Annotated in this window: 20 protein-coding genes and 1 pseudogene; 3 read left to right on the forward strand and 18 right to left on the reverse strand. The window is 34.2% G+C overall.

From position 1 onward, the window contains the following. Window positions 1-87 precede the first annotated feature (87 nt). The 4 genes and pseudogenes from AC6UDD_RS05255 to AC6UDD_RS05270 all read right to left on the reverse strand — a co-directional run bounded on the left by AC6UDD_RS05255 (window position 88) and on the right by AC6UDD_RS05270 (window position 4,249). Window positions 88-480 (reverse strand): VOC family protein, encoded by a 393-nt coding sequence (locus AC6UDD_RS05255; protein ID WP_500719625.1) that lies wholly within the window; start codon window positions 478-480, stop codon window positions 88-90. A gap of 72 nt (window positions 481-552) precedes the next feature. Continuing rightward, window positions 553-1,275: pseudogene (locus AC6UDD_RS05260) on the reverse strand (DUF6198 family protein); the annotation flags it as partial. Between the two features lie 18 nt (window positions 1,276-1,293). Continuing rightward, window positions 1,294-2,310 (reverse strand): zinc-dependent alcohol dehydrogenase family protein, encoded by a 1,017-nt coding sequence (locus AC6UDD_RS05265; RefSeq protein WP_500719627.1) that lies wholly within the window; start codon window positions 2,308-2,310, stop codon window positions 1,294-1,296. A gap of 370 nt (window positions 2,311-2,680) precedes the next feature. Then, window positions 2,681-4,249, reverse strand: coding sequence for an ATP-binding cassette domain-containing protein (locus tag AC6UDD_RS05270; protein WP_500719372.1), 1,569 nt, complete (start codon window positions 4,247-4,249; stop codon window positions 2,681-2,683). Between the two features lie 290 nt (window positions 4,250-4,539). On the opposite strand from AC6UDD_RS05270, the gene AC6UDD_RS05275 reads away from it, so the two are divergent. Then, window positions 4,540-4,896 carry a winged helix-turn-helix transcriptional regulator gene (locus AC6UDD_RS05275; RefSeq protein ID WP_500719374.1) on the forward strand — a complete coding sequence of 119 codons (357 nt, stop codon included), beginning with the start codon at window positions 4,540-4,542 and terminating at the stop codon, window positions 4,894-4,896. On the opposite strand, the gene AC6UDD_RS05280 is transcribed toward AC6UDD_RS05275, so the two are convergent. From AC6UDD_RS05280 to AC6UDD_RS05325, 10 genes are all read right to left on the reverse strand, one after another. Then, entirely contained in the window at window positions 4,893-6,131 is a 1,239-nt protein-coding gene (locus AC6UDD_RS05280) for a hypothetical protein (RefSeq protein ID WP_500719376.1), read from the reverse strand. The two genes, AC6UDD_RS05275 and AC6UDD_RS05280, sit on opposite strands and share 4 nt — an antisense overlap. 5 nt (window positions 6,132-6,136) lie before the next feature. Then, complete coding sequence (locus AC6UDD_RS05285) at window positions 6,137-6,985, reverse strand: acyltransferase (protein WP_500719378.1); 849 nt, start codon at window positions 6,983-6,985, stop codon at window positions 6,137-6,139. After that, a complete protein-coding gene (gene rfbB, locus AC6UDD_RS05290; protein ID WP_500719380.1) occupies window positions 6,979-7,953 on the reverse strand; it encodes a dTDP-glucose 4,6-dehydratase in 975 nt (324 codons plus the stop codon). The genes AC6UDD_RS05285 and rfbB overlap by 7 nt, the downstream gene beginning before the upstream one ends. Beyond that, entirely contained in the window at window positions 7,950-8,816 is an 867-nt protein-coding gene (locus AC6UDD_RS05295; RefSeq protein WP_500719382.1) for a sugar nucleotidyltransferase, read from the reverse strand. Before AC6UDD_RS05295 ends, rfbB begins: the two co-directional genes overlap by 4 nt. A gap of 25 nt (window positions 8,817-8,841) precedes the next feature. Continuing rightward, the gene (locus AC6UDD_RS05300) at window positions 8,842-9,657 is read right to left on the reverse strand and encodes a prenyltransferase/squalene oxidase repeat-containing protein (protein ID WP_500719384.1); all 816 of its coding nucleotides are present in this window, start codon (window positions 9,655-9,657) and stop codon (window positions 8,842-8,844) included. A 38-nt stretch (window positions 9,658-9,695) separates the two neighbouring features. After that, window positions 9,696-10,757: a hypothetical protein gene (locus tag AC6UDD_RS05305; RefSeq protein WP_500719386.1), complete on the reverse strand. Its 1,062-nt coding sequence runs from the start codon at window positions 10,755-10,757 to the stop codon at window positions 9,696-9,698. Next, window positions 10,750-11,922, reverse strand: coding sequence for an MFS transporter (locus AC6UDD_RS05310; protein WP_500719388.1), 1,173 nt, complete (start codon window positions 11,920-11,922; stop codon window positions 10,750-10,752). The genes AC6UDD_RS05305 and AC6UDD_RS05310 overlap by 8 nt, the downstream gene beginning before the upstream one ends. Window positions 11,923-12,086: 164 nt before the next feature. Continuing rightward, window positions 12,087-13,133, reverse strand: a complete 1,047-nt coding sequence (locus AC6UDD_RS05315) for an NAD(P)-dependent oxidoreductase (RefSeq protein ID WP_500719390.1) — start codon at window positions 13,131-13,133, stop codon at window positions 12,087-12,089. A gap of 353 nt (window positions 13,134-13,486) precedes the next feature. Continuing rightward, on the reverse strand, window positions 13,487-14,182 hold the full coding sequence (locus tag AC6UDD_RS05320) for a type 1 glutamine amidotransferase domain-containing protein (RefSeq protein WP_500719392.1): 696 nt from the start codon (window positions 14,180-14,182) through the stop codon (window positions 13,487-13,489). Between the two features lie 12 nt (window positions 14,183-14,194). Next, window positions 14,195-14,734: a TetR/AcrR family transcriptional regulator gene (locus AC6UDD_RS05325; protein WP_500719394.1), complete on the reverse strand. Its 540-nt coding sequence runs from the start codon at window positions 14,732-14,734 to the stop codon at window positions 14,195-14,197. Window positions 14,735-14,853: 119 nt separating this feature from the next. Here AC6UDD_RS05325 and AC6UDD_RS05330 point away from each other — a divergent pair, with 119 nt between their 5' ends. Next, window positions 14,854-15,666, forward strand: coding sequence for an oxidoreductase (locus AC6UDD_RS05330; RefSeq protein ID WP_500719396.1), 813 nt, complete (start codon window positions 14,854-14,856; stop codon window positions 15,664-15,666). Between the two features lie 12 nt (window positions 15,667-15,678). Further along, window positions 15,679-16,695 (forward strand): NADP-dependent oxidoreductase, encoded by a 1,017-nt coding sequence (locus AC6UDD_RS05335; protein WP_500719398.1) that lies wholly within the window; start codon window positions 15,679-15,681, stop codon window positions 16,693-16,695. Window positions 16,696-16,771: 76 nt separating this feature from the next. Here the strand turns inward: AC6UDD_RS05335 and AC6UDD_RS05340 are convergent, their stop codons facing one another. The 4 genes from AC6UDD_RS05340 to AC6UDD_RS05355 form a co-directional block, all read right to left on the reverse strand. Further along, entirely contained in the window at window positions 16,772-17,104 is a 333-nt protein-coding gene (locus AC6UDD_RS05340) for a helix-turn-helix transcriptional regulator (protein ID WP_500719400.1), read from the reverse strand. Window positions 17,105-17,380: 276 nt separating this feature from the next. Beyond that, on the reverse strand, window positions 17,381-17,509 hold the full coding sequence (locus AC6UDD_RS05345) for a hypothetical protein (protein WP_500719402.1): 129 nt from the start codon (window positions 17,507-17,509) through the stop codon (window positions 17,381-17,383). A gap of 194 nt (window positions 17,510-17,703) precedes the next feature. Continuing rightward, the gene (locus AC6UDD_RS05350; RefSeq protein WP_500719404.1) at window positions 17,704-18,270 is read right to left on the reverse strand and encodes an LbetaH domain-containing protein; all 567 of its coding nucleotides are present in this window, start codon (window positions 18,268-18,270) and stop codon (window positions 17,704-17,706) included. A 130-nt stretch (window positions 18,271-18,400) separates the two neighbouring features. Beyond that, the gene (locus AC6UDD_RS05355; RefSeq protein ID WP_500719406.1) at window positions 18,401-19,627 is read right to left on the reverse strand and encodes an ammonium transporter; all 1,227 of its coding nucleotides are present in this window, start codon (window positions 19,625-19,627) and stop codon (window positions 18,401-18,403) included. Window positions 19,628-19,748 lie beyond the last annotated feature (121 nt).

Consider the following 19,748-nt stretch of genomic DNA (forward strand, 5'->3'; position numbering starts at 1 on the left):
GAGGATGCTGAACAAATTGTTCAACATCCCCTTTTTGGTATGGGTTTTAAAAATCAAGGGTTTAATAATTTTAATGGCAATCAATTCTTATTTCAGAATCTGACAAAATTCAATACGTTCGTGGTTGGGACCATAGACGTTAAAGAATTTAATTCCCTTCGTCCAGTACGCCCCAATGTATTGAATCTGATCATCATCGACGTTCAGTCCCATTTCTTTGGCGGCCTTAAAGGCACTTTCAATATCAGTGGTATTTAAGGCAAAATGGTTAATTGCACCATCAACCGGGTTAGTTGGTTCACCTTCCCAGGTTTCAAGGGTCAGGTTGTCGTACTTCATAAAGGCACAGTGCACGTTCCCATTTTGAAAGTCGCCAACCTTTTCAAAACCAAGGTTTTCGTAGTACTGAATGGTCTGGTTGAGGTCTTTAGTGGGAATTCCCACGTGCTGAAGACCAGTAAAGTAATCACTAATGTTCATTTTCTTACTCCTCTTTCTCATATGCGATCGTTGGTGTTCGTCGACATCGACATCAGTTGCCACCGTTGAATCTTCGATGCCGGTGGACGTGTCTAGAGCTTGGTGCTTGAGACTTGGAAAGACGACCTTATCGGCAATTCCGGTAATGCCACCCTGGAAAAGAAAGGCAAAAATCGTTCCAATCCCGTAGTATTCAATCCGATGCGTGATCAAAATCGCAACAATTCCGATGACAGTTGGAGGGATGTATGAAGCCCACATTGCTTTAGCGGCGTTTCCTTTAAAATACTTGAAACGCAAGATCTGCATCAGATCGTCATTGGGGTGTAAGACCAGGTTGACTCGTTGATAAATCGAGATTCCAATCGCAATAAACGCAACTCCGATAAAGTTGACTAGCACGTAAACGGTGATTAAGCCCAACGAACGGGCTTCTGGCAACTTGATAATCTCGGTCAAAAGGTCATAGAACACCTGGACTAACCAGGAAAACGGAATCATGAAAATCATGTTTCCGATGGCTCTACCCCAGTCCCATTTTCCAAGCAATAACGCGTTTAAAATGATGATGACGACACCGATTAGGACAAAAGTCCAAAAAAGATTCCAATGAATCGCAATACTAAAGTTGGTTTCGGCCGCCGTCCAGTAGGCGGATCCTAAAAACTGCGGAACCACCTTGGCACTGGTGACCAACGTCAGAACGTTTCCAAGTGAATTGATGATGATTGAAATAATAAAATAAATAATCGAAGCACTCATCGAAATCGTTCGTGGTGTTTTCTTTGAAGTCATAACAATCACCACATTTTTCTATTTAAGTTCTGGGTTAACTGCGACAATTGACTTCCCCGTCTTAGGGGTCGTGTGGTTCAAAACTCCTTCAACTTCGTCAAGCTTTAAAATATTATCCTGGAACGGAGTGGTCTTAACGGCACCGGATGCCAGTAAAGCAATCGCATCTTCAAAGGCATGAGGATTAATAATCGACCCCTTAATCGTTAACTGTTTCTTAAAGACATTGTAAGTATTCATTGAGAAGGTCTGATCCGGTTTACCAACTCCAAACATCAGCACTTGCGCACCCTTGTTGGTGTGCTCAGCGGCCTCTTCTTGAGTCTCAGGACGACCAACGGCTTCAACGACAAAGTCATAATTTTCTTTAATCGGGGTCTTCGTCGTGTTAATCACGTTGTCTAACTTTAATTCCGACTTCAAGCGGTCAAGCACCGAGTCGTCCAGAATTCCGGCTAAATCAATTCGTTGAATCCCATAGTCACGCAGGATTTGAGCGAACAATCGAGCCATGAAGCCATCACCAATGATTAAAGCGTGTTGGTAAGGGGTAATGTTCTCGGTAATCTTCATTGCGTGAACCACACAAGAGATTGGTTCAAGTGAACATGCAGCTTGAAGTGAGACTGAGTCTGGTAACTTGTAAACCACTTTTTCAGGTGCTGTAAAGTATTGAGCAAGTCCTCCATTACGAGTTACTCCAATGGCTGACAAGTTGTCACAGAGTTCATAACGACCGGTTCGACAATAGAAACACTTGTCACAATAAATATTGGGGTCAACGGCCACCCGATCACCCTTTTTAAACTCTTGGACGTTTTTACCAACGGCGGCAACAATCCCAGAATTTTCGTGACCCAACACGATTGGTGGAGTGGCGTCAGTGGAGCCTGGGAGTCCGTTGAACAGCCCATTATCAGTCCCACAGATTCCGGCATATGCCGTCTCAACTAAAACTTCATCATCTTTTGGGGTTGGAGTGTCAATCTGCTCCATCTTCATCTTTTGTTTGGCAGTCATTACTAAAGCATTCATTTTATCGTTCATAATAAATAGCCTCTTTTTATCATGTTAAATTTAGTATTAATTAATAGTAAGTAAAATAAGCGCTTGTTTTTATTTACGCATTCAATATATACTCACAAATTTAATAATGCAACCGCTTACACTAACGGCATGGCAATAAATAACAACTTCACAAGCCCTGCTGAATCAGTAAATATATTAAGATCAACATTTCAAATCATATTAATTCTCATTTTATTCTGAAATAAATTAATATAAATAATAATTTCACAATAATTGTTTTGGTAAAACGAAATAAAAATGAAAATCACACGAATTGTTCGGAAATAAAAACATCCCCAAACCGCTAGAAAATGTACTAGTGTCCCGGGGATGACTATCAAATTAAGCTATTTAGATTAACTACATGATCAAAGTACTGTAGTTCAGACTTATTATGAACGACAGAAATAACGGTACTGTTTTTTAAATACTTTTCCATTAATTCATAAAACAGACTAACAGATTGTGGATCAAGTCCACTACTACTTTCATCAAACAAAACCACCGATGGATCTTGAATAAAAGTTCGCAAAATCAGGATTTTCTGTTGCTCACCACCGGAAAAATGACTCTTAAATTCTTTGGTAGAATAACTTTTCAAAGCATCATCTTTTGAGACTTTCTCCAATCCGATTTCGTCAAAAATTTGATTAATTAAGTTAAACGATGGTTTTGACTTTCCTGGATACGTTAAATTATCGTATAACGATCGGTTAAATAGCGGTGTATCCTGACCAAGATAAACAACATCAGTTGGACCTCCCGCTGGAATTATAATTTCACCCCTTTGTGGCACTAACAGTCCACCAATTATTTTTAACAACGTGCTTTTCCCTAAGCCATTATCACCAATAATCGCAGTTTTTTCACCCTTATGAATGTTTAATGACAAATGGCTAAAAATGTTTTTGCCATTACGATAACTAAATTTAATATTTTTAACCTCCAACCAATCACTACCAGGGGCAAAAATTCTGCCTTCATGAAACGAACCCAAAACAGGATAGTGTAAATCGTCTAATCCTGACCTGATACGATCAAAAAGCTCAATCATCTCCAGATACTCGGACCCAAATTGACTCAAACTAATGATTGAATACACTAAAATTAAAAGTCCAGAAATACTGTAATCCTTGTTCTTACCGACAATGCTGATAAATACAATAATTCCAAAAGCCATCACCACAATAAATAATTGCTGGATAATCGCAGATCCATTAATTTTATTTTGTAATTTATAATAGATTTTTCTCTCATTATTTAGTAGGTTATTAAAAATACCGTTTTCGTAACCTAAACTTTTTAGCGAATAAATTGTTTCTTTATTATTATAAAAATCCAAGATGTATTCATTCACTTTGGAAGTTTTACTTAAAGAGTCGCGGACATATTGACGATTTTTTCCCGACAATTTAACGGAAAGTAAAATGTAGAGAAGAAAGACAATTAAATATGAAATTCCAATCATTAAATTCATTTTAGCCAAAATAACGGTATATAAAGAAAGTAAGGCAACTCCCTTAATCCCTGCTGGCATCACCTCTTGAGCCAACTTACGACATGAAAATGATACCTCATCAATGTAACTTTGAAGTTTGCCCACTTTTTCTGCTTGAAAGTACTTATAACCACCCTTTTCGATGTTTGACCAGATCTCCTGTTTAGAATACTTACGGGTAGCTTGTAAAAAATAATTACTAACATAAGTGGTAATCGAAGGAATCATTAGCGTTAAAAACAATAAACAACTCGTAAAGATGATTTTTTTACCGTTTGAACTAATGATGTTACTTAGTAAATACGGCTGTAAGTAGAAGATGGAATACGATACAAATAAAAATAAAAGGTAAATGATAATCTTCAAAATACCAATTCGATTAATCAAATGTTTAGCAAAATATTTCATCGGCATACTCCCAATATCTAATATTAACTACCGTTAATTTTTATGTGATTCAAATAAATTGAGATAATCATAGCACCATCAAAAAAAGATGTTGAACTTAATGTTCAACATCTAAATTATACTAACCATATGTCTTTAATATAATTCTAAATTTCCAACTACTTAATAAGTCATAAAAAACTAAACACGTTATAGAATTTATTCCAGAGAATAGTTTAATTTAACTTCATAAATCATTTTACAAACTAGTAATTCATTCTATAATTAAAAACTGAAGAGGAGGGAGCACAATGAATAAGGCACTTAGAAGTAGCAACAAACATAATGAAATTTGTCCGCTGGATACAACTTTGGAAATTTTATCTGGAAAATGGAAATCAATTATTCTTTGTAGACTCATGAGTAAAGAACTTCATTTCAATGAACTAAATAACGAAATTTCAACTTGTTCTAAAAGGATGCTCGCAATTCAGCTAAAGCAACTAGAATCTGATGATATTATAAAAAAGAATATTACCATTACAAATGGGGATAATGTTAGCATAAATTACTCATTAACGACTATAGGGAAATCTCTAGTTTCAATTATCAAAAAAATGGATAAATGGGGATCCAAATATATAAAATTAGAAAACAAAAGTATTTAATTATTAATAATATCTAAAATTAATTTAGTGGCTCGATCTGCTCCATCAGACCATGGAGCCACTTTTTTATAACTTTCATACATATCTCTAGATAATCCCTTATAATCAATAACATTATTAATGAGTTCATTAATTTTATCGAAATTAAATCCTATATCAGTAGCATATCCAAGATAATTTAATCTAATCAATTCATCCCATTCATGATATTCCATTCTCGAACTTAATTCAAAAATTGCAGGAACTTTTAGAGCAGATATTTCTGTAACAGTAATCCATCCTGGATGAGCTATAACCAAATTACTCATTCTTAATAATCCATACCAATTAGGCAGATATTTTAAACAAATTATTCCATTAGGAACATTTATTTTTTCACGTGCAATTAATATCATTTTGATATTTTTATGGATTCTTTTCAGATGTTCGAATATGCTTATATATTCATTTTGAGTGGTTTTTTTGTCTTTTTTAAACATAGAAGTACCACCAATTGATGCTGTTATTATAAAGTCTGACGTTTTAATATTATAAGTAGACAAAAATTTTTTCGCATATAAAATATCATTCTTCTTATTAGAAATGGATCTAATGATTGGCCCCACAAATTTTGCATGCCCAGTATCTAAAAGAGATTTAAAATGAGGGTTTCTATCTAACTGTGCAACATAAGGACAATCGGTAATTACCAAATCAGCATTGTCTGCACACCAATTAAAAAGATTCGTCATTACGTTTCTTATTTCATCCATTTCTTTTATATTAACGTTAAATCCTGCATCTTCAAGCTGTTCATTTGACAACAAAGTTATCGTTGAGTTAAATCTTTCTGTTACCAAAATTGCTTTTATATGACAAAACTTAGCTGCAACCACTGCACTTAAGTCCAAATCAGAAACAACACAATCAATTCCATCTTTTATAAAGTGTTTCATTAAAGTTAAAACCTTTTTACTGTTAAACATAGATGGGCCAAGAAAATTATTAACAACATTGTTCCAATTAATATTCTTATTCATAATAGAATGATTAGAATAATCCACTACTTCAGTAGGATTTAAGTTAACAGTAACTGTTCCAATTTCTTTAAACATTTTTGCAAACGTATCTTGTAATGAATCCAAATATGCATAAGTGTGAATATTTGGATTTTTATTTTTCATGGATAAAGCAATTGAATACATACGCATGTTATGGCCAGATCCAGTGCCTCTAGGTACAAATCCAATTCTCATATTATTCACCTCTTATCCGATACTATTTTATTTCCAATTACTAATGAATTAGTTGGAATTATTGCCCCAGTCTTTATCTTTGTTCCTGGAAATATAATAGAATTATTCCCAATCACAACACCCTTACCAATATATACTGGAGCTGTTGTTTGAGGAAGAGATAAATAATGATAATTATGAGAAGTCGTTATAACTTTTACGTTACTACCAACTCTCGAATTATCATCAATAATTAATCCTCCAGACGTCTCCAAAATTGAATTATCACCAATAACGGAATTGGATAATCGTAATCCACCTTCTGGATATTTAAAACTTTTTCTTCCACTTATTATTACATTATTTCCAATATGTTTATTTTCAAAATTATCATTAGAATAATTAATAAATCTACTTATTTCAGGAGGATTATCTTTATAAAATAAACTAATAAATGCTAAAAATTTAGAAAAAGTAGGCATTTTTAAATTAAGCAAAGTTCTATTCCTTAAATAATGTGCTGGTCTACCAACGTAAACACTATAAGGCTTAGTATCATTGGTAACATGAGAACCTGCTCCAACAACTGTACCTTCACCAATATTTATACCTTTATTAATGGTAGATCCGGTTCCAATCCATGAATATTTGTTAATAATTACTTTATCACTGTCAGATCCCTTTATTTTTACATCAGACGCGATCTGACAGTACTCATTAATGAACGTATTATCAATAACACATCTAAATCCAATAAATGAATTATCTAATACTGTTGAATTAAACAAAAATCCTTCACATCTTATCCAAACAGATTCATTAGAAATATAAGAATGAACAATTGAAACTAGTGGTTCAATTAAACTTTTTACCATAATAACTTTTCCCACCACTTTTTATTTTTCGTATACCAAGCAACGGTATAATTAATTCCATCACTCCAGTCTTCTTTAGGATACCAATTCAAAGAATTTATAATCTTATCATTATTAATAGCATATCTTTTATCATGCCCTGGTCGATCTTTAACATACTTAATTTTAGATGCAGACCTGCCAACAATTTTTAAAATACTCTTAGCTATTTCATTATTACTATGTTCGTTATGAGTTCCTATATTATATATTTGTCCAGAAACACCATTGCTTAAAACTTCGTACAAAGCCTTAACATGGTCAATAACAAATATCCAATCTCTAACATTTTCACCATCTCCATAAATGGGTAAATCTTTATTATTCAGTGCATCAATTATTAGTTTAGGAATTAATTTCTCTGGATATTGATATGGACCATAATTGTTTGAACATCGAGTAATATTTATATTCATTTCATAAGTTTTATAGAATGAATATACAATCAAGTCTGCTGCTGCTTTAGAGGATGAGTAAGGACTACTTGGATCTACAGCATCACTTTCTTTAAAGGCTCTGTCATCATTTATATTTAAACTTCCATAGACTTCATCAGTTGATACTTGCACATATTTAGTAATATTATGTCTCAAAGCGTTTAGAAGAAGTGTAGATGTTCCTTCAACATTTGTTGAAACAAAAATTCCTGGATCTTTTATACTATTATCAACATGAGATTCAGCTGCAAAATTAATAACATGATCAATCTTAAAATAATCCATCAAATATGAAACTAATTCTGAGTTATTAATATCTCCACGCACAAAACTGTATTTTTCAGATTTAGAAACATCATTAAGATTATTTAAATTACCAGCATAAGTTAGTTTATCCAAATTAACCACATTATCTTCCAAATGATGTTTTATTATATAATTTATAAAATTAGAGCCAATAAAACCAGCTCCTCCCGTAACTAATATATTCATATTAAGTTCTCCTTGCTTTTAAGCAAATAGCTATATTCACTACTAGGCATACTATTAAGAAGGTTTATATATTGATCATGATCTATATATCCACAGTTATACGCTGTCTCTTCAACAGACCCAATCATCAGGTTTTCTCTATTTTCTATAGCTTGGATAAAATTACCTGTTTGTATTAATGATGATTGGGTCCCCGCATCCATCCAAGCAACTCCTCTACCTATTTTTTTCATTTTTAATAATCTATTTTTAATATAAATATTATTTAAATCAGTAATTTCTAATTCTCCACGTTTAGAAGCGCATACCTTTGATACATAGGTAGTACACTTACTATCGAAAAAATATAATCCTGTTATTGCAAACGATGATTTCGGATTAACTGGTTTTTCAATTATTGAAATTACCTGATCATCTTTATTTACACTAGCAACTCCAAAACGTTCTGGATCTTTAACATGATATCCAAATACTCTAGCTCCATTTCGAAAGTTTTCTGGGGAAAATACCTCTTTTAAATTATTTCCCCAAAAAATATTATCCCCAAGAAGTAAGCAAACTGTTGAATTTCCTATAAAGTTTTTGCCAATTTTTAGAGCTTCAGCAATTCCATTGGGTTTTTCTTGCCTTTCATACGAAATACGAATTCCCAAATGTTTACCATCTTTGAACATTTTTTTATAATACCTGAGACTATTCTTATCAGAAATTATTAAAATATCCTTTATACCTAAATACATCAAAGTAGATAAGGGATAGTAAATCATTGGTTTATCATAAACTGGCATTAATTGTTTAGATATAATTTTAGTAAGAGGATATAATCTTGTCCCTTTACCACCAGCAAGTAGTATTCCTTTCATAATTGATCCTCCTAATAAAAATAAATTATGAGATAATAACAGCAAATGCCCTATCCAATTGTTTAGTTAACATTGCTAATGATTGAATTCCTGCAAATCCCTCATCAATTGTTCCTGTACTAGCTCCTGGTATGTTTGATATTCCTCCATCGGGTGTTTGGCATTTACTTAAAAATTTAATACACTTATCAACATATAGTGGTTCTTCATTTAACATATACAATGATGCAACAGCATGATATGTTGCTATCAAACTAGATGAATTAAAACAATCTTGAGAAAATCCACCATCTGAATTCTGACAATCTTTTAAATACTTAATACATAATTTTTTATGATTGTTATCTAAATCATTCAATTTTCCAACAATACTTAAAGCATTAATTGCTAAGTAAGTATTTAACATATCTGAGGGACCACCCAATGTTTCACAAAAGGATCCTTTACTATTTTGTGTGTTTCTGATCCAATATGATAATTCATCTATGTTATATATTTTAGAACTTAATATAGCCAAATTAGCAAGAGCATGTTGCGTTCCAAAAATTGCCGGGGTACTGTCAGATTGATTACCAATTGGTGACTTATAAGGTGTCCATCCGAACCCAGATCCTTTAGTATAAGAACTTTTAACCCACCTTAAAAATTTATTTACGTTAATATAATTACTAAGATTGATCTTGTTATGACAATAAGGTTTATACTGCAAATCTGTAAAATGTAATTTATCTTTTATTGTTGATTTCTTATTTATGTTTTTTTCTATATCCATAATTTCCATTTTATGAAATAAAATTCCACACATTGCTTGTGTCTTAGGATATTTATTAAACAAATTCACAAATTTTTTTGAACCAAAGTAATATACTCCCGCTGTCCCTACTGGGGTACAACAGATCTAAGAAATGGTCCAACAGGTGTACCTGGAGCAGACCAAAAGTATCCTTCACCAATAAAAAATCCCCCATTTTTAGAATCACATAATGAAATTAAATATTGTAAAGCTGTTTTTGTTCTTTTATCACTTAAAATACCGTTCGTTACATATAAAAACAATGCATTCCCAAATGAATATTTAATTGGAGTCTTCGGAGTTAAGAGAGATACAAACCCACTATGGATAGTTATTTTTTGATCTACGTCAATGAATGAAAAGTACCCATAATATTTAGAATCCCAAAAATGTAAATTAACATACCCAATAACCTTATTTGCATTTTTTAACCATTTATTATCTCCATCGATTCTATATATTAGTCTATACAGCAAAATTAAATAGCTTTCACTTACCAAAGTTATTTTGGAATTTATATTCAAAGATTGGTCTAAATTTTCCATTTTAATAAAATAATTTTTATTGTTAATAAGTTTTTCGACATCTTTTAATTTAAACTTAAGTTTATTGTTATTATTATGGAAAAATTTGAAAAATAATGATTCATAAATGCCTGATAAAACAAGAGTATTATTATTTACAAATCCATCGACAGAATATTCCCAATTGGGGTCCATTTTTGAAAAATAAGTGTGATTATTTTTTAAATATGCTTTATCATCTATTTTTTTACTAATATTTTTACTAATCTTAATAAAATCGTGATCGTTAATCCCATGCCCTACTATAAGCAAAATAATAGCAGTTTGATACCATACTTCTGTATCTTTAAATTTTCCTAGATCTAATGGGTTCCCATATTGTTGTCTCATATCTATATAATCGTTATTAATCCACTTCTTTACATAATCAGAATATCTTTTAATCATTTCATTATCTTTTTCTAAATATGCAAAAAGTAATGGATAAATTTGATCTGATAATTTTTTCTCTACAGTCAATTCATCATTATCATATGTTAAAGCCGAATAAAATCCACCAAATTTTTCATCCCAAAACTTTTCTTTTAAAACCTTATTAACATCGTTTAAAATTTTACTATTCATTATTATTTTGCTCCTTTAATAGGTTAGTAATTATTAATGCAATAAAGAGACCAAGGGCTGACATCAGACATATACCCATAAATCCTACAAATTCATAGATAATTCCCCCAATTCCTGAACCTAAAGTTAGTCCCAGATATAAAAAGGAACTATTAAATGACATCAAAGTAGATCTATTTGATGGCACAACATTTACTATATAAGCATTCAATGATGTAACTCCAAATCCTTGAGCAAATGCTAGTAAAATTAATAAAATGATAATTATAAATATATTATTCTTAGAAACAATTAGACCTAATACAACAATAATTGACAAAATTGCATTAATATCAATTGATTTTTTCTTTCCTAAAAATGTCATAACTTTACCACCAAAAAAACTTGCAATAAAATTAGAAAATCCATAAGCAATAAAGACATATCCAGTTGATGCAACATCTAATCCAAAACTATTTTGAATATATGTTCCTAAAAAGGTGTATACACTATAAAAACCAATCATCCATGTCAGTGTGATCATCAAAGCTGGAATTGCATTTTTTGAGGTAAATACTTTTCTAAAAGAATGAAGATAAGAAATTGATCCAACAGATTTGGTTATTGATTCTTTATTTGGGATCAATAAGATCAACATTAGTGATACAAACGTTAATCCAGCAGATCCCCAAAAAGCCATATGCCAATTGCTTAGTTGAGCTAGTGTAGTTCCTAATGGAACACCTATTGCTATAGATAATGACAGAGCTGACATAACTATTCCCATAATCTGGTTTAGTTTCTCACCAGTAAAAGTTGATCCTATAAATGCCCAAACATTTGGAACAAACAATGAAGCCCCGATCCCTGCTAGTGCTCGATACATATAAAAGCTAACTAAACTATTAGAAAAACCACACAATAATGTTCCAACAAAAAATACCGTTATTCCTGTAATTAAAAGTAGCTTTTTATTATATTTATCACCTAATGGGCCAAAAATTGGTGATCCAACAGCAAAACAAAGAGCATATATGGTTACTCCATATGCAGCTAAGCTAATTGAAGAATTAAAGCTACGTGCTATTTCAGGTAAAATTGGTGAAATGATAAATGAATCTGCCCCTGTAACAAATACACCAAAAAACAATCCTAATATTGTTAAAAAATTTTTTCCTTTGCTCATCTATAAAAGCCTCCTTAAATATAATTTGACAATAACTTACAGCGTTCTAACTTATCAAACAAGTGAATTAAATTTAACTAGGTAACATTTCTATGTAATAAAAAGAAGCTATAACTTAACAAATGCAAATTCTTGTTAAGTTATAGCTTCTTTTATTATTTATACTAATTTATTTGATTAGTTGCTCTATTATTTTTAATAGCTGTATAAAAATTATTATAACTTCCCTTAGCCATTCCAGCTATTGATTCTTTAGTATAGTATCCAATATGTGGAGTAACCATAATATTAGGATACTTAGATAATAACTCTCTAGTTGATTTATTATGAATTTTGTTTATACTTCCAAAGTCACGCCCTAAGATATTTGATTCATCAGGAAAAACATCTGTTCCAAAACCACCTAATTTATCATTATCTAAAGCTTCAATAACAGCATTAGAATTTAAAACTTCACTACGAGAGGTATTTATAATTATTGCATCACTCTTCATTAAGTCAATTTCAGTTTTATCAATCAAATTATTTGTTTCATTCTGTATATAAGGCACATGTAAAGAAATTATATCAGATTGCTTAAGAAGATCTACTAAAGAAACAAATTCAACTTCACTAATACTGTTATCTGGATAACGTTGATAAGCAATTACCCTCGACCCTAAAGAATGATACATTTTTGCTTCTGAAAGACCAATATGACCAATTCCGATAATTCCAACAGTAGCATTCTTAATACTTTCCCCTAGGTAACAGTCTGGTATTTTAAAATTTCCTTTCCTAGTATTATTAGTCATTAACGCTACTTTTCTAAACAAATTAAAGCCTAAAATAAAAGATAACTCTGCTATTGAATCAGGAGAATAATCTGGAACATTAGCAACTTTTATACCTAGCTTACTAGCATACCTAACATCAATATTATTTATTCCCGCAGATCTAGTAAAAAAGTATTTGATTCCATACTCTTTCACTTTATTCAAAATCTGTTTGTCTCCTCTGCATGATCCCGCAATTAAAATTGCATTAGATTTTTTTGCTTCGTTAATATTATTTATAGTTAACGGTTCATTGACAAAATTTAATTCATAATTAAATACATTCAATTTTTTATAATATGGAATTTGCATATTATCGAGATCATATATAGTAATCCTAAACATAAAAGTTACTTCTTTCTTATATAAACATTTACTAATGCAAAAACATAACATTTATTTCAAAGTTCAAGACTAATAAAATAAATTTAACACTACTAATTATATTAAAACATACAAACATTTAATTGTTACTTCTAAAAATTAAAGTTATAAAATATTATTACGTACAATATAGAAAGTCATTTTCAAAAATTTTTTCTAGATATATATTTTTATTTATAAAGTAATTTTGACCTATCAATGCACATAAATTTTAATTTGGATATAACTACAATTGTTTAAAAATAGCACTGTCGATATAAATTTTTTTATCATTTATGAATACTGGGAAAATATACAAATAAGGATATTATCTATAGAAAAAGAGCTAGATATTATAAAAATATATCTAGCTCTTTTTTAATTGTTCAAACACTTCTACTATTTATCGCCCTCACGAGCTCCTTTGCAACCGCTTTTGGCGATTGCGGATTTTGTCCCGTAATTAAGCGTCCATCTCTGACGACATGGCTTTTAAATGGTCGTACTTTTTCAAAATGGGCCCTGTGCTCTTTGGCAACCTTCTCATTTAAGAACGGCACTCTTTTATAGTTGCCACTTAAAACTTCTTCAGCAGTCGTAAAACCAGTAATCTTTTTATTAGAAATGAGATATTTCCCATCTGGCAGCTTAATGTTAAGGGTTCCAGCGATACCGTGACACACCGAACAGATGTATCCACCGTTATTATAGATTTCCAAACTGATTTTCTGTAACTGCGGGTCATCGGGGAAGTCCCACATCACGCCGTGGCCACCAGTATAATAAATCGCCAAATAGTCTTCTGGGTTAATGGCAGTTGGCTTCATAGTGTTAGACAATCCACGATTCTGATAGTCTCGATCTTGATACATGTTTAAGGTGTCGGCATCAACATACGACGACTTCATACTTCTCGGATCAATCGGAATATATGCCCCATTCGGACTAAGATAGTCCACGTCGTATCCAGCCCTTTGAACTTCCACCACAAACTCAGCTGATTCACCCAACCACAGACCAGTCAGTCGATTACTCTTGGGAAAATTAGTCGTGTTAGTCTCGACCACTAAAATTTTTTTCATCGCAGCATCCTCCTATCTATCTTGACTCAGATATGGCACTAAAATCGCCTTCACTCTCTTAGCCAGTTCACCCTTATCAACCTGTTTGTCTGATAAAACCAACTCTTCGATGATGCCATCAATTCCGTAGCAAATGAAGTCTAGTTCCGTTTGACTGATGTCTTTAGTGACAAACGCCAGTTGTTCCCTGGTAAAATAGTTGAATTCTTTTCTGAACTGATACGAATCTTGACTTTTTAATAGGTTACGAAAGAAATTGCGGTCCTGAGTGAAGAAATTAATCCAAAGTTCAATCTTTTCCTGAACTTTCGTATCGTCAACATTCTGACAGGTCAACTTCAACTCTTTAAAATACGCATTCATAAAGTCCAACACCAGCGCCGACTTGTCAGAATAATGGTCGTAAAAGGCTTTTCTCGTAATGTCGGCTTGATCACAAATCATTTTGACCGAAATGTGATCTAAACTAGGTTTCTCCTGCAACAGTTCACGAAAGCTATCTTGGATGGCTTTTTGGGTCTTTCGAACCCTTCTGTCAATCTTCTTTTCCATTAATAATCACCTTTTTTAGGTTAATAGTTGCAAATGCAATAGTTGCAAATGCAACAGTTGTATTATAGTATACTCGTGTAACTTAATCAACGAAACTTATATCATTTAGGAGGTAACTAATGAAAACAATCTTAATCACAGGAGCTAGCTCCGGAATGGGATATCAAACCGCTAAACGACTGGCAAACTCCGGTTATCAAGTTTTTGGGGCTGCCAGAAACACGGACGCAATGGAACCATTAAAGGCTTTCGGGGTTACTCCAATTATCATGGACGTTACCAACCAAGATTCGATGCAAAAAGGTGTTCATCAAGTTATTCAAACCGCCGGCAAGATTGATGTCTTGATCAACGGTGCTGGTTATGGTTCTTTTGGCGCTATCGAAAACGTCAGCAATAAGGAAGCCAAACGCCAATTTGACGTCAACGTCTTCGGATTAGTTGCCCTAACGAAACTGGTTTTACCTTATATGGAAAAACAACACACTGGCAAAATCATCAACATCTCTTCAATGGCGGGTAGATTCAGTAGTCCACTCGCCGGCTGGTACTTTGCTTCCAAACATGCGCTTGAAACTTTAAGTGATTCACTTCGAATGGAAGTAAGAAGGTTTGGCATCCAAGTGGTTCTAATCGAACCGGGTGTCGTTAAAAGTAACTGGTCCAACATCGCTATGAACAAGCTGGTTAATTCCTCTAAAGGAACCAAGTACGAAGCAGCCGCGAAAGAAATGGCCGACAAAACTAATAAAATTTATGCTTCAAAATTAGCGTCACAACCCACTCTGATTGCCAAAACAATTCAAAAAGTCGTTTTAGCCAGAAATCCTAGACCACGATATCTCATTGGGTTCGGTGCAAAACCAACTGCGTTCTTCAATGCCGTTTTACCAACGAGACTGATGGATCGTCTGATCCCTAAATTTATGTAAGAGGTTCTTAATATGACTAACATTCCCAAACAAATGACCGCATTGCAACTGCTCAAATACCGCACGCCCTTTGTAAAAGACACCATTCCCGTTCCTCAAATCAATGACAACGAGGTCTTGGTGTCAATCGCGGCCTCATCACTCAACCCAATCGACTACACGATTCAATCCGGTAAGGTAAAAATCATCATGCCGTACAAGTTGCCAATTACCGTCGGAAACGACTTCTCCGGCACGGTGGTCAAAGTTGGCAAAAAGGTAACTAAATTCAAATTGGGTGACCAAGTGTACGGACGTCCTGATGATTATCAAAGTGGCACTTTAACCGAATTTATCGCGATTGACGAGAACGACATCGCTAAAACGCCTAGTAACTTGAGTCTAGTAGACGCCAGTGCCGTTCCCTTAACTGGATTAACGAGCTATCAGGCCTTAATTGAAATTGGCAAACTGAAAAGGGGCCAAAAAGTCTTCATTCAAGCTGGGTCCGGTGGCGTTGGTACCATGGCAATTCAGATTGCCAAAGCGCGGGGTGCCTTCGTTGCGACAACCACGAGTCAAAAGAACGTGGCGTTAATGCGCTCTTTAGGTGCCGATCAAGTGATTGATTATCATACGACGGATTTCTCCGAGGTGTTAAGTGACTACGACATTGCCTTTGACAGTCGTGGCGGCAAGACCCTCAGAGATACCTTTAAAATTTTAAAATCAGGTGGCAAGCTAATCACAATCAACGGAATTCCAACCTTTAAATTTGGAATGAAACACCATCTCGGCTGGTTTAAATCAATTTTATTTGGAATTGCTAGTGGTCCCCTGCGACTTTTAGCTAAAAAACATCACGTTGAATACACCTTTTTCATCATGCATCCCAGTGGACCTCAACTCGATATCTTAACCCAGATGATTGAAAACCAGCAGTTAAGACCGATTATTGACAAGGTCTTCCCGTTTAGTGACGTGCTTGAAGGATATAAACTACTGGAATCACACCACGCTACTGGCAAGATAGTGATTGAGATGAAGTGAATTTATTTAATAAAAACCGTAAAAAAAACGAAGTGCCAGATAAAGTTAAATTTCTATATCTGGCACTTCGCTTTATTTATTTAAATCCATTGACAATTTCAGGAACAAACCACCCTATAAATCCCCCAAAAACAAACAACAACCACCAATAATGAGAGATAAAATACCAAAAATTCATACTGTGCGTGTGTTTTACCACCACATCACTGGATCCAAAAACAAGATCATCGATGGTACAGTTGAAAATCTTAGTTAAATTAATTAAATTTGTTAGGTCAGGAGTAGAAATACCATTCTCCCAATTATCCACTTCTGACTTTGAAACGGACAGTTTGCTAGCTAGTTCCACTTCAGACATATGGTTAGCATGTATGTAACTTTTTAGTTTCTCTGGAAATACAACGTTCATTTAAATTATCTCCTATTACTATATGTATTTAACAATCTAATGATTATTGAGATTATATTACTTTTTAGAAATATATCAAATCTGTTATTTCAGAAGCTATCATGCCACAAAAAAGCCCTTAACTAATGCCATAGTTAAGGGCTTTGGTATTTATATTGTTATATTCATACAAATAAATTATAACACATAAATTTCATTACTTATTAAACCAAAATTAATTTATTCTTTTGCCTCATTTCTACATTAAAACTATTAGAAACATAATTTACTTATGAATTATTTCTTCTCAAATTTAGGATTACCATACCTATATGACCAAACTGTAATTCCAGCGATAGAAATAGCGCCAAGAATTAGTGAACCTACTAATAGTGATGTATCTTTGTAACATTTTTTGTTTCTCATATTAAATTCCTCCCTGATTTTCTTTTAATATTACTACTTCTTATCTATGTAACAATGATTAACCTTGCCATGCTACAAAAAAGCCTCTAACTATCGCATTAGTTAGGGACTTTGGCATTTATATTGTTAATACTCACATTTTTATTATATCAAATCATTCCACGTTTCAAAAACGCTGAAACCACTTTTTACTCTTAATCATGCCGCTTAATTGGTTTGGCCGGATCGCCTACGTAAGTTGTATTGGCAGGCACATCCTTATTGACAACCGAGCCAGCACCGATAATGGCATTCTCACCAATGGTAACGCCCGGAAGGACAATGACACCAGTTCCAAGCCAAGCATTCTTGTGAATGTGAATGGCACTAGCGGTAATCAAATTCCGGTGGTCTGGCCGCGTATCATGGTTAAGCGTAATCAGTGAAACTCGTGGTCCAATCAAAACGTTTTCGTCGAGATAAATCCCACCAGCGTCGTCAAACAGACAATCGGTGTTGATTAAAACACCCGATTTTAGGAAAATATTGCGACCAAAATCAGTCTGAAGTGGTGGAAAGACAATCACGTTTTCTGGTACTTCTCTGCCAGTAATCTTAGCCAAGATTTGCTGTTGCTTAACTGGATCTGGTTCACTGTTAAACTGTTTCAACAGTTCCGCATTTTTAAAATGAATATCAAAAATTGGTTTAAACGACGGGTCACGAAAGTCAAATGTTCCACCGTTTAAAGCGGCTTTTAAAAGATCATCTTCTTGTGACATAGATATCTACCTCGATTTTTATTTTTTAGAGTTATAAAGACTCCTACGACGATTGTATCATTGCCTATAGAACTTAAAAACCGGCCAATGGTTGCCCATCCAGCATTTAACTAAATTTTTAACGCTAATCCTAGCGATTAATCGCATCACAATCAATTCGTTCCTTATGCTCACTTAGGTCCAATCCCTTGGTCTCTTCTGCTGGAGTTACTCGCATCTTCGTGACGTGTTTTAGCACTAACACAATCAAAACGACCATGACGGTCACAAAGATGATGCTGAAGCCGGTTGCCAATAGCTGAATCCAGAACTGGTGGAGTGAACCACCCGCAAAAAGCCCACTAAACTTGACCTGCGGATTAATTTTCTTACTAGCGAACAGTCCGGTCAAAAGACTACCAGCAATTCCAGACACCCCATGACAACCAAACGCATCCAACGTATCGTCGACGTGCAAACGGGGCTTTAAGTATTTAATGAAGGTGTAACTACATAACGTGGCAATCACGCCAATCGCAATTGCACTGCCAATTCCAACAAACCCACAGGCCGGAGTGATTGCAACCAGGCCACACAAAGTTCCGGTACATGCGCCCATCAGGGATGGTGCGCCTAGGATGAAGACGTCTAAAATAATCCATGTCAACATTGAAGTTGCCGTAGCAATCGTGGTCGTCAGCATCGCCTGAAACGCAATGTGATTGATGGCGAGCGCTGATCCACAGTTAAAGCCGTACCAACCGAGCCACAAGATGACCGTTCCCAAAAAGACCCAGGTCAGATTATAAGCCTTGTCGTTTTTGCCGCGTTTGTGTCGTCCGAGCATGATAGCTAACACCAGAGCGGTAATCCCAGCGTTAATGTGAATGACCGTTCCACCAGCAAAGTCCAAGACGCCCAACTGTTGTAAGAATCCCCCACCCCACACAATGTGAACGAGTGGGTAGTAAATCAAGATACACCAGGCAATCGTGAACAAGATCAAGAACTTAAACTTCATCCGGCCCACGATCCCACCAATCCAAAGGGCTGGCGTGATGATGGCAAACATCATCTGAAACAGCATGTATGAACCGTTCGAGATGGGACCGGCAGTTGCTGGGGCGGTAAAGTTGAAATTATGTAACATGAAATCATGCAGCCCACCAATAACGTTGAAGTAGTTCCCCGAAAATGAGAGCGAGTAGCCAATGATGACCCACAAAAGAACGGGAATGCTGCACATGATGAAGACCGACATCAAGGTGTTCACCACGTTTTTCCTTGAAACCATCCCGGCGTAGAAAAACGCCAGTCCCGGTGTCATGAAGAACACCAAAATCGTACAGATAAATACAAAAACCTCGTTTGCTGCCATGTTAGTCACGCCCGTTCATCAATTTAGTATACTAATAGTCTAGGCTTTAATTTTCATTTGAACAGGTTTGATGTCTCAATATGTGACATGAAAGACAGAAAAGTTTCATCAAGTCGCCTTT

This window comes from Fructilactobacillus sp. X2R1C3, assembly GCF_059901425.1.